Origin of the sequence: Streptomyces sp. NPDC053513, assembly GCF_044544765.1 — a bacterium.
GTDB lineage: Bacteria > Actinomycetota > Actinomycetes > Streptomycetales > Streptomycetaceae > Streptomyces > Streptomyces litmocidini.
Genome location: NZ_JBITXP010000037.1, coordinates 57,646 through 68,269 on the forward strand (window position 1 = coordinate 57,646; position 10,624 = coordinate 68,269).

Genomic DNA, 10,624 nt, shown 5'->3' on the forward strand with positions numbered 1-10,624 from the left:
TTCCACTGGGGCCATGCATCCGCAGCAGCTGGTCACGCGCTCCCACATCGACTTCGGTCGCGTGTGGTCCTCTTCCTGTTGAGCCGACCCTCTGCTCCTCCCCGCCCGCGTGCTGTCCTCCGCGGCGCCTTCACACCCAGGCCCCTCGTGAGCGCCTGAGCTCTCCCCTCCCCTCGCCCCGCCCTGCGTTCCCTTCCTTTCCTTCGCCCTGCCCGCGTTGCCCTCCTTCCTTTCTTCTCCTTCGTCCTGAAGGACCGTCATGACCTTCGCGTTGTCCGTGCACCGGACCACGACCACCGACCCCCTGGCGCGCCCGCTCCTCGACGAGCTGGCGTACGAGTACACGACCCGCTACGGCTCCGCGCACGATCTGCACCACTACCCGGCGGCGGAGTTCGCCCCGCCGCACGGTGCCTTCCTGCTCCTCCTGGAGCGGGGCAGGCCCGTGGCGGGCGGCGCCTTCCGCCGCTACGACGACAGGACCGCCGAACTGAAGCGGATCTGGACGCACTCGGCGCACCGCAGGCGCGGCCTCGCCCGCCGGGTCCTCACCGTGCTCGAACGGGAGGCCGCCGACCGCGGCTACTCCCGCATCTACCTGACGACGGGGCCGCGCCAGCCCGAGGCCAAGGGCCTCTACCTGGCGAGCGGCTACCGCCCGCTGTTCGACGTGTCCGCCGATCCCGAGTCGATCGGCCCGCTGCCGTTCGAGAAATCCCTGGAGAACCCGAAGCCATGAGTACGCGCACGAGTTCCGGCACCGCACGCACCACCCTCGTCTTCGCCCTGATCACCGCGGCCGCGCTCGGCCTCACCGCCTGCTCGGGCGGCGAGCCCGCGACCGCCCCGGCCGGGGCGTCGGGAGCGCAGGGCGCGCTCCCGACCGAGGACGTGGTGGCGGGGGTGAAGAAGAACGAGGCGGCGGCGAAGCTGCTCCCCGCCGACGTGCGGCAGCGCGGCAGCCTGGCGCTCGCCTCCTCGGTGGCGACCCCGCCCAGCTCGGCCTATCTGCCGGACGGCAGGACCGTCGTGGGCGTGGACGCCGACTTCTCGGCCGCCGTGGCGAAGGCCCTCGGTCTGGAGCTGAAGCGCGAGGTGGTCGGCTTCGAGGCGATCCTGCCGGCCCTCGGCAGCGGCAAGTACGACGTCGGCACGGGGAACTTCGGGGTGACCGAGGAGCGGCGCAGGACCATCGACTTCGTGACGTACATCAACGACGGGCAGGGCTTCGCCGCCCGGGCGGACAGCACCCTGAAGGCGGTCACCGACCTCACCCAGCTGTGCGGTCTGAAGGTGGCCGTGAACGCCGGCACCACCTTCGAACGGACCCTGGAGAAGAACAAGGACCGGTGCGCGCGGGCCGGGAAGCCGGCGTACCAGGTGAACGTCTACAGCGAGACCGGGGCGATCTGGATGTCGCTCCAGCAGGGCCGCAGCGATGTCGTGATGAACACGATCAACGGTGTGCGGTACGCGGTGACGCAGCAGAAGAACCTGAAGTTCCTCAACGAGTACCGGCGCCTGGACGTCGGCTTCGCCTTCAAGAAGGGCACCCCGCTCGCGCCGGCCTTCCAGGCCGCGGTGAACGGTCTGAAGGCCGACGGGACGTACGACCGGATCCTGAAGAAGTGGGGGGTGACGGCCTCGGGGATCGAGAAGTCGCGGATCTCGCCGCCGGAGATCCCCGCGCCGAAGAAGTGACGGCGCGGGTCCCGGGCGGAGGGTGTCCGACGGAGCGTCAGCAGCCGTCGCAGGGGCAGCAGCAGTCGCAACCGTCACAGCCGCCGCAGCCGCCGTCTCCGCAGTCGCAGTCCCGGCAGCAGCCCTCGCGCTTCTTGCGGGACCAGGGGCCCTCGTACTTCTTGGCGCAGCAGATCTGGCAGGTGCAGAAGAGCCAGGTGAACATGGCGCACCCGGCGAGGAAGCCGCGGGGCTTGGGCGCCTGGGGCGCGCCGCCGCCGAACTGCGGCGGCAGACCGCCGGGTCCGCCGGGACCGCCCGGGCCTCCGGGACCGCCCGGGCCCATGGGGCCGCCCCCGTAGGGGTTTCCGCCACCGCCGTACGGGCTTCCGCCGCCCCCGTACGGGTTCCCGCCCCCGTAGGGGTTCTGCGCCCCGTACGGGTTCTGCGCGCCGTAGGGGTTCTGCGCGCCGTACGGGCCGGGGGGCTGCCCCCCGTACGGGTTCCCCGGCACCGGGCCGTGGGCGGCCCGCACGCCCCCCGCTCCGTGCGAGCAACCGGTCGTGCCGAAGGCGCGGTCGACCGAGGTGCGCAGCTCGTGGGCGAGCAGGACGTGGACGAGCCTGCCGTCGGCGAACTCGGCGTCCTTCAGCGCGAGACGGATGCCGTGGAGGGCGTCGTCGGCGAGCCGGCGGGCCTCCGCGCGGGAGGTGCCGGTGGCGGTGAGCGGGTTCCACGCGCCGGTCTCGGCGTCGGCGGCCTGGTCCTCGACGGCGTCGAGGAGGTGGGCGAGGCGGCCGAAGAGGCGGCCCGCCTCGGCGAGCGGCGCCGCGTTCCCCGGCCGTCCCGCGAGGACGGCGGTGTGCGCGAAGGCGGCGGCGGTCGCCGTCTCGGTCGGCTCGGTGACGGCGAGCAGGGAGGTGCCGGGGCCCGCGAGGGCCTCGATGCCGGTCTGGCGGTCGACGGCGTCGACGAGGACGGCGGTGTCGAAGCCGAGGTCCCGGCCGGTCCTGGCGCCGGCCCTGTCCCAGGAGCGGGCGACGCGGCGGGCCGCGGCGGCGACGGGGCGGCGGGCCAACAGGCCGTCCCTGTCGGCGACGTGGTCCCGGACCTTCGCCGAGGCGAGGACGAGCGAGACGGCGGCGGCGAGCCTGGCCCCCTCACCGCGTGCGACGGGGGCGGTGCGCATGGCGCGCAGCGCGCAGGGCCCGGCCGTGCGGCGGCCCGCCTCGGTCACGCCGGTCTGAGCCTCCGTCAGGACGGAGACGATGAGCCCGTCGTAGTTGGTGACGATCCGGGCGAACTGCCCGTGGTCGGCGCGGAGCGCCAGGCAGAGGCCGCAGAGGTGGGCCATCCACTCGGTCTTGAGACCGTCGGTGAGGCGATGGGTGCAGGGTCTGACGATTCCGAACAAGGACTCCCCCGTGAGTCGTGGGCCGCGGCGTGCGGAGGTCCGCCGCGCGGCCCCGCGGCATCGTAGCGAGTGGGTCCGTTCACCCGTACGCGCCCATCGTCACCCTTGTGGCACGACTTTCATATTTTCAGCTACATGGCCCTCCATCAGGGGCCCCATACCGCAAGTTTCCTGACGAATCGCCAGGAAACGGCCCTCACGTTCTGCACCAGTACCGTCACGAATCCTCTGCGCGGCGCCTATCCACTTGGCGCGCGATCCGCATGATGGACGACGATAGGGAATGCGGAACCACAAGTGACCGCGCTGAAAGGAGGCGTCCATGGGATCGGTGCGCAAGGCGAGTGCCTGGCTGGGACTCGTCGAGGACAACGACGAGCGTTACTACGACGACGAGTACGCCGACGGTGCCGAGGGCGGCGACGCCTGGGTGACGGACCCCCGGGTCCGGGTGGCCACGGACACCGCCGAAGAGCGGGGCCGTCGGATCGCCACCGTCTCCCCGGACGGCTTCCGGGACGCCCGGGGCATCGGCGAGCTCTTCCGGGACGGGGTTCCGGTGATCGTGAACCTGACCGCGATGGAGCCGAACGACGCCAAGCGCGTCGTCGACTTCGCCGCCGGGCTCGCCTTCGGTCTGCGCGGCTCGATCGAACGCGTGGCGACGCGGGTCTTCCTGCTGACCCCCGCCGACACCCAGATCGTCACCGGTGAGACGGGCCGGCGCCGGCAGGACGGTTTCTTCAACCAGAGCTGAGCGGGCCCGCCGGCCGGTCCTGGCGCCTCCCGACGTGGTCGGGTCAGTGCGCCGGGCGCCCCGATCCGGCGGGCTCGATCGCTTCCCGGGTCGCGGGCACCCGCGGCTCTCCCTCCTCCGGGGAACCGACCGGCTCCGCCCGCTCGCCCCGCCCCGACGGCGCGGGCACCCCCGACGACGCCGCCCGCTCCGACACGGCGGGCGCTCCTGACGTCCCCGCCCGCCCCGGAGCACCGGGCGCCCCCGACGAACCGGACCACTCCGCCGGGTCGGCGGACGGCGCTCCCGGCGTCCCCGCCGCCACCCCGGTCCCGGCCGGCTCCGGCTCCACGGCCCCCTCCGGTCCCCCCTGGGCCGCGAGCGCGCCCCGGGCCTCCCGGGCGTCGAAGGCCTCCTCCGGATCCACCGGACACTCCATGATCCGCGGCAGCCGCCGGGCCATCAGCGCCCCCACGAGCAGCAGCCCGGCGCTCACGAAGAGCGTGACGTGCAGGCCGTGCACGAAGGAGTGGCGGGCGGCCTGGTGCAGGGCCTCCCCCGCCGTGCCGCCGAGCTGCTCGGCGACCTTGTAGGCCTCCCCGAGCGAGTTCGCGGCGGCCCGGCTCGCCTCCCCGGGCACGCCGGGCACCGAGGAGAGCCCGGGGGTGTACGCGGCGTTCATCACGCTGCCGAGCAGGGCGATGCCCATGCCCGCGCCGAGCTGGTACGAGGTCTCGCCGATCGCGGCCGCCCCGCCCGCGCTCCGCTGCGGCGCCTCGCTGAGCATCGACTCGTACGCCGAGAAGAGCGTGGTCTGCAGGCCGAAGCCGAGCAGTACGAACCCGACCGTGAGCAGCAGCGGCCGGTCGTGCTGTCCCATGAGCGTCAGCAGCAGCACCGCGGCGGCGGTGAGCAGGAAGCCCCAGCCGACCATCCGGCGCGGCCCGATCCGGCGCAGGGTGTACGAGCCGGTGGCGCCGGCGGCCATGGCGGCGAAGGTCAGCGGGAGGAGCCGGAGCCCGGTCTCCAGGGGGCTGAGGCCGAGGACCAGCTGGAGGTACTGGACGGCGATGAGCTCCAGGCCGACCAGGGCCAGCATCCCGATGACGATGCAGCCGACCGAGGTGGTGAAGGCGGCCCGGGAGAAGAGCCGCAGGTCGATCAGCGGGTACGGGCGCCGCTTCTGCCGCCGTACGAAGAGGACGAGGAGCGCGGCGCCGAGCAGCAGCGGCCCGGCGGTCGGCAGGGCGAGCAGCGGGTCGCCGGCCCCGGCGCGCTTGACGCCGAGGACGCAGCCGAGCACGCCGGCCGCGGCCATGAGCGCGCCGAGCACGTCCCAGGGGCCGTCGGCGGCGCCCCGGGACTCGGGCAGGAGACGGCGGCCGAGCGGGAGGATCAGCGCCATCAGCGGGATGTTGATGAGGAAGACGGAGCCCCACCAGTAGTTCTCGACGAGGAAGCCGCCGAGCACCGGTCCGGTGGCGGCCCCGATCGCGGCGGTGGCGGTCCAGACGCCGATCGCGGTGGCGCGCTCCCTCCGGTCGGGGAAGACCGTCCGGAGGATGGAGAGCGTGGCGGGCATGATCATGGCGCCGCCGACGCCGAGCAGCGCGCGGGCCCCGATGAGGACCGCGGGCGCGGTGGCGAGCGCGGCGACCGCCGAGGCGATGCCGAAGAGCGCGTAGCCGAGGAGGAGCACCCTCCGTCTGCCGACCCGGTCGCCGAGGGTGCCGAAGAGGATCAGCAGCGAGGCGCAGACCAGGGGGTAGGCGTCGACGATCCAGAGCAGCGCGGTGGAGCTGGGGCGCAGGTCCTCGGTGAGCGAGGGGACGGCGACGTGGAGGATGGTCGCGTCGAGGGCGACCAGGAGAAGGCTGACGCAGAGGACGACGAGGACGACCCAGCGATTGGTGCCGGAGTCGACGGCGGAACGCGATCGCCCTTGGGCCGTGTTCGTCCGCGACATGTACGTACCTCCCAGTGAAGCTCTCGCGCTCGGTGGGCTGTGACCAGGGCGTATGCCCCTGGGGCGGCCCGGCATCGACGGGCGAGTGAGCCGTCAGCGTACGCGAGTTCAAGGCCCGAGCGCGTGGTGCAGCTCTCACCTCGCCGGGGCTCGGGGTGTGGCGTACGCCACTCGGCACGGACCGCGCGTCGCATGGAATTCCACACGGACGTCTGTTTGAGGGAATTCCCGAGCGTTCAAACACACTTCCGGAATCGCCCCTCGCGCGAATAGGGCGGAAGGTCATCGGATTTCCCGACGGACGACCGGAATGGAGTGGTCGCTGAGACCTACTCCACATCACATGGTCATCACGAAGGGGGCGGAACGACCGGGTCTGCTTCTCACTCCCTGTAACGTCCATTGGGTGCGTACCGACATCTTTGCCCGGCTGGACCGGGAGCCGGAACCGCCGAAGATAGAGGTCCCGCGGATGACCCGCACGCGTCTCGCCCTCTTCGGCGGGACGTCGGCGTTCTATCTCGCCATCGTCGTGGCCGTCCTGCTGTCGACGTGGCTGGTGACCCTCGACTGGAAGATCATGCTCTTCCGGCCGTACCAGCAGTGGCCCGAGATCCACGGCTTCCTCGACTACTACGTCGTCCTCGGCCAGCGCGGCCCCACGGCCGTCATGGTGGCCGCCTGGCTGGGCTGGCGCTCCTGGCGCCAGCACACCCTGCGCCCCCTGCTGTGCCTCGGCGCCGCCCTCCTGCTGCTCAACGTCTCGGTGGGCGCGGTCAAGCTCGGACTCGGCCGCCTCGGACCTCACTACGCGACCCAGATCGGCTCCGCCGAGCTCTTCGCCGGAGGCGACATATTCCCCTCGGGGCACACCGCCAACGCGGTCGTGACCTGGGGCATCCTCGCCTACCTGGCGACCACCCCGAGGGCCCGGCGCTATCTGTCGGCCCTCTCCGCGGTGGTGGCGCTCGGCGTCGGCCTCACCACCGTCTACCTCGGCACGCACTGGCTGAGCGACGTGCTGCTCGGCTGGGCCGCCGGGCTCCTCGTCCTGCTCGCGCTGCCCTGGTGCGAGCCGGTCCTGGCCGTGGCGGAGGCCTGGATCCTCGCCGCGCGCGACCGGGTGCGGGAGCGGCTGCGGGAGCGTCGCCGGCTCGTGCCCTCGCTGCCCGTGGCCTCCGGCGGCCCGCGCCCCGGGTTCTTCCCGCCGCGCCCGCCCGTGCCCGAGGAGCCGGTGCGGGAGCCCGTCCGGGAGCCCGTGGGGCTGGCCGGCGGCCGGCGCACCCCGGTGACCCGCGGCTGATCCGCACCGCCTTCTCCCCGTACGCGGAAGGGCCCCGGCCGAGATGGCCGGGGCCCTTCCGCGTACAGTCCCGCCGGCTCCTCAGCCGTGCCAGCAGCGGGTGACGACACCGTCCTCGACCTCGAAGTTGAGGCGCCCGGACAGGTACTCCATGGTGATGATCGAGCCGGGCGGCAGGGAGCGGACGACGCTCCAGCCGCGGGTCCTGGCGAGCTGCTCGGCCCCTTCGGCATCGAGGCCCACATAGGACCCGGGAGCGTCGCGAGGCGGTTCGGGAGTGCGCGATGTGGGTGACATGAACCTCACGTTAGTCCCTCGGCGGTCACGCTTGTGTCACAAGTTCTCGACATATGCTCGGCCTCTCCGACCGCCGGTCGCGGGGCAGGTTTCCGGCCGTTTCTCCAGTAATTCGCGGTGCTACCCATCAGTTCGCACGAAGGGCTCGGAAGGGCGGAGAAGACGCGGGCAATTCCCCTCTTACGCGAGTCTCCCCGAATTGCGTCGGCGACGCGCACGCGTGGCACACACTCTTCCCTTACACAATGCTTACGCTGTCGGAACGCCCGGGGACACGGAGCCGGGACGACGGCGAGGCGGAGACGGCGATGGGGAACGGGACGGCGACCGCGACCACCGAATCGGCCCGGCAGCGGCACGGCCGCATCGTGATCGACTGGCTCACCACGACCGACCACAAGAAGATCGGCCACCTCTATCTGGCCACCGCGTTCGCCTTCTTCCTGCTCGCCGGGCTCATGGCGATGGTGATGCGGGCCGAGCTGGCCCGCCCCGGCCTCCAGCTCGTCTCGAACCTCGAGTACAACCAGGCCTTCACCCTGCACGGCACGATCATGCTGCTGCTCTTCGCCACGCCCACCTTCGCCGGCTTCGCGAACGAACTGGTGCCGCTGCAGATCGGCTCCCCCGACGTCGCCTTCCCGCGGCTGAACATGTTCTCGTACTGGCTGTTCCTCTTCGGCGGCCTGATGGTGGCCGGCTCCCTCCTCACGCCGACCGGCCCCGCCGCCTTCGGCTGGACCGCCTACGCCCCGCTCAACAGCCTGGAACGCTCCCCCGGCGTCGGCATCGACCTGTGGATCATGGGCCTCGCGCTCTCCGGCTTCGGCACGATCCTCGCCTCGGTGAACTTCCTCGCCACCATCGTCGGCATGCGGGCGCCCGGCATGACCATGTTCCGGATGCCGATCTTCACCTGGAACGTCCTCTTCACCGCGGTCCTGGTGATCGTCGCCTTCCCCGTCCTCGCGGCCGCGCTGCTCGTCCTGGAGGCCGACCGGCGCCTCGGCGCCGTGGTCTTCCAGCCCGAGAACGGCGGGGCCCTCCTGTGGCAGCACCTCTTCTGGTTCTTCGGCCACCCCGAGGTCTACATCATCGCGCTGCCGTTCTTCGGGATCATCACCGAGATCATCCCCGTCTTCGCCCGCAAGCCGATCTTCGGTTACACGACCCTGATCGCCGCCACCATGACGATCACCGGACTCTCCGTGGTGGTCTGGGCCCACCACATGTTCGTCACGGGCGCGGTGCTGCTGCCGTTCTTCTCGATGCTCTCGTTCCTCATCGCGGTGCCCACCGGGGTGAAGTTCTTCAACTGGACCGGCACGATGCTGCGCGGCTCGCTCTCCTTCGAGACCCCGATGCTCTGGTCCGTCGGCTTCCTGGTGTCCTTCCTCTTCGGCGGGCTCACCGGCGTCATCCTCGCCTCGCCGCCGATGGACTTCCACGTCACCGACTCGTACTTCGTGGTCGCCCACTTCCACTACACGGTCTTCGGCACGGTCGTCTTCGCGACCTTCGCGGGCTTCTCCTTCTGGTGGCCCAAGTTCACCGGCCGGATGCTCGACGAACGGCTCGGGAAGATCCACTTCTGGACCCTCTTCACCGGCTTCCACCTGACCTTCCTGGTGCAGCACTGGCTCGGCGCGGAAGGCATGCCCCGCCGGTACGCCGACTACCTCGCGGCCGACGGCTTCACCACGCTCAACACCCTGTCCACCATCGGCGCCTTCCTCCTCGGCGCCTCCACGCTGCCGTTCCTCTACAACGTGTGGCGGACCTGGCGGTACGGAGAGAAGGTCCAGGTCGACGACCCCTGGGGCTACGGCCGCTCCCTGGAATGGGCCACCTCCTGCCCGCCGCCCCGGCACAACTTCGACTCCGTGCCCCGGATCCGCTCCGAGGCACCCGCCTTCGACCTCCACCACCCGGAGTTCGCGGCGTACGAGCGGCTGCTGATCAGCCCTCCGACCGATCGAGAGCCCGGGACAGCCGGTCCCTGAGCGCCCGGATCGACTCCGCCAGCTCCGGCGGCTCCACCACCTCGAACTCGAAGCCCATGAACGCCACGTGGAACACCATCACGTCGAGGGTGTTCGCCCCCGCCCGCAGCAGACAGGCGTCCTCCCCGTCCGCCGTCAGGACCCCGTCCAGCGCGCCGACGGCCGCGGCCGCCTCGGCGAGCGGCACCAGCAGCCGGACCGTCGCCTCCGCCGCGTAGGCGGTGCCGGACACGCCCTTCGCCACGTACGCCGCCAGATCCTCGGCGGGCGGCTCGCGGGGCGGGAAACGGGGACCGTGCGGCGGGGCCGGCTCGATCCGGTCGGCCCGGAACGTCCGCCAGTCGTCCCGGTCCAGGTCCCAGGCGACCAGATACCAGCGCCGCTCCGTGCACACCAGGCGGTGCGGCTCGACGGTCCTGCGGGTGGCCGTGCCGCCGTGGTCGCGGTAGGCGAAACGGAACCGCTCGCCGTCCCGGCAGGCGTTGGCCAACTCGGTGAGGACCGCCGGGTCGACCCGTTCCCTCGGGGTACGCAGCAGGGGCACCGTGAAGGCGTTGAGCGCCCCGATCCGGCGCCGCAGCCGGCCCGGCAGGACCTGCTCCAGCTTCGCGAGGGCGCGTACGGAGCTCTCCCCGATCCCCTCCACCCCCTGGCCGGCGGCGGACCGCAGCCCGACCGCGACCGCGACGGCCTCCTCGTCGTCGAGGAGCAGCGGCGGCAGCTCGGCACCGGCCCCCAGCCGGTACCCGCCGCCCGTGCCGGGGCTGGCGTGCACCGGGTAACCCAGCTCCCGCAACCGGTCGACGTCCCGCCGCACGGTGCGGGCCGTCACCCCGAGCCGCTCGGCGAGATCCGCGCCGGACCACTCGCGGTGGGCCTGGAGCAGGGAAAGCAGCCGCAGCAGCCGGGCGGAGGTCTCCAACATGCCCCCGAGTCTCCCACCCCTCACGAACCCCCCGGCCCGCCGCCCACCCGTCCTTGCGGGCAACCGTTCCACTGGGCCGACGCCCACCCTGTTGCGGGCGCCCGCAGGGGCGATGCCCACCCCGCCCACCCCGTTGCCGGCGCACCCGCCGGGCGGTGCCCCCGCCCACCCCGTTGTGGGCGTTGCCCCGCTGGAGCGGTGCCCACCCCGTTGTGGGCAGTCGTTCCGCTGGGGCGGAACGGGTGGGCACAACGGACCCGCGCCCTGCCGGCGCCAGAGGCTCATGCGCCTGAACCCGCA

The 10,624-nt window shown here is 72.3% G+C and carries 9 protein-coding genes; 5 read left to right on the top strand and 4 right to left on the bottom strand.

The features are described 5' to 3' along the window. Positions 1-259: 259 nt before the first annotated feature. Positions 260-739, top strand: coding sequence for a GNAT family N-acetyltransferase (locus tag ACIGW4_RS35790; RefSeq protein ID WP_123450824.1), 480 nt, complete (start codon positions 260-262; stop codon positions 737-739). Then, positions 736-1,701, top strand: a complete 966-nt coding sequence (locus ACIGW4_RS35795; protein WP_399585728.1) for a transporter substrate-binding domain-containing protein — start codon at positions 736-738, stop codon at positions 1,699-1,701. Before ACIGW4_RS35790 ends, ACIGW4_RS35795 begins: the two co-directional genes overlap by 4 nt. Positions 1,702-1,738: 37 nt before the next feature. Here ACIGW4_RS35795 and ACIGW4_RS35800 read toward each other — a convergent pair whose 3' ends face one another. After that, positions 1,739-3,094, bottom strand: coding sequence for a DUF5685 family protein (locus ACIGW4_RS35800; protein WP_399585730.1), 1,356 nt, complete (start codon positions 3,092-3,094; stop codon positions 1,739-1,741). A 322-nt stretch (positions 3,095-3,416) separates the two neighbouring features. On the opposite strand from ACIGW4_RS35800, the gene ACIGW4_RS35805 reads away from it, so the two are divergent. Beyond that, on the top strand, positions 3,417-3,851 hold the full coding sequence (locus ACIGW4_RS35805; RefSeq protein WP_123450830.1) for a cell division protein SepF: 435 nt from the start codon (positions 3,417-3,419) through the stop codon (positions 3,849-3,851). 43 nt (positions 3,852-3,894) lie between these two features. Here the strand turns inward: ACIGW4_RS35805 and ACIGW4_RS35810 are convergent, their stop codons facing one another. Then, the gene (locus ACIGW4_RS35810) at positions 3,895-5,796 is read right to left on the bottom strand and encodes an MFS transporter (RefSeq protein WP_399585732.1); all 1,902 of its coding nucleotides are present in this window, start codon (positions 5,794-5,796) and stop codon (positions 3,895-3,897) included. A gap of 406 nt (positions 5,797-6,202) precedes the next feature. Between ACIGW4_RS35810 and ACIGW4_RS35815 the strand changes: the two genes are divergently transcribed. Beyond that, positions 6,203-7,099: a phosphatase PAP2 family protein gene (locus ACIGW4_RS35815; protein WP_123450834.1), complete on the top strand. Its 897-nt coding sequence runs from the start codon at positions 6,203-6,205 to the stop codon at positions 7,097-7,099. An 81-nt stretch (positions 7,100-7,180) separates the two neighbouring features. Here the strand turns inward: ACIGW4_RS35815 and ACIGW4_RS35820 are convergent, their stop codons facing one another. Beyond that, positions 7,181-7,396, bottom strand: coding sequence for an I78 family peptidase inhibitor (locus tag ACIGW4_RS35820; protein WP_359589391.1), 216 nt, complete (start codon positions 7,394-7,396; stop codon positions 7,181-7,183). 308 nt (positions 7,397-7,704) lie between these two features. Here ACIGW4_RS35820 and ctaD point away from each other — a divergent pair, with 308 nt between their 5' ends. Continuing rightward, positions 7,705-9,399 (top strand): cytochrome c oxidase subunit I, encoded by a 1,695-nt coding sequence (gene ctaD, locus ACIGW4_RS35825; RefSeq protein ID WP_123450836.1) that lies wholly within the window; start codon positions 7,705-7,707, stop codon positions 9,397-9,399. Here ctaD and ACIGW4_RS35830 read toward each other — a convergent pair. After that, entirely contained in the window at positions 9,356-10,324 is a 969-nt protein-coding gene (locus ACIGW4_RS35830) for a YafY family protein (RefSeq protein WP_123450838.1), read from the bottom strand. The genes ctaD and ACIGW4_RS35830 overlap by 44 nt on opposite strands. Positions 10,325-10,624: the final 300 nt, after the last annotated feature.